The sequence below is a fragment of the Acetobacter okinawensis genome, from assembly GCF_002153655.1.
In the GTDB taxonomy this organism is placed as follows: domain Bacteria; phylum Pseudomonadota; class Alphaproteobacteria; order Acetobacterales; family Acetobacteraceae; genus Acetobacter; species Acetobacter okinawensis_A.
This window is the reverse complement of the sequence record NZ_JOPJ01000132.1, coordinates 1-330: the sequence shown is the minus strand read 5'-3', so window position 1 is coordinate 330 and position 330 is coordinate 1. Positions and strand designations below refer to the sequence as shown.

Sequence of the window (330 nt, the reverse complement as noted above, 5' to 3'; positions counted from 1 at the left end):
CGCATGAACATTGCCCGTCTGGTCTATGACAACCGGCCCCTTATTCCCCATAGCCAGAGAACAGCCATAGGTTTTTAACTGCTCCATGAGAACAGTCGGGACAAAGCTCTTCCAGCCCTTGAGAACGATTAAAGCCAGTCCAGCCTTATCAATATGGGTGCGTTCCTGCTGGGCACGTTCCTGGGGCTTTAGTTTCCCTCTGGTGCGTATTCCTTCCAGTCCTGCATCCCTGAGCAATTGAGCTTGGGCTGTTTTCCCTTCAGCATCCAGAGCCTTGATGACCGCATCATTATGTCTGCCGGACAGGATAGGTTCCCCTGTGCGTATTTC

Annotated in this window: 1 protein-coding gene; it reads right to left on the bottom strand. The window is 52.1% G+C overall.

Annotated features, from left to right (window positions below):
* Nucleotides 1-330, bottom strand: a 330-nt coding sequence (locus HK26_RS13700) for a hypothetical protein (RefSeq protein ID WP_219337108.1), incomplete at both ends; no start/stop codon positions are given.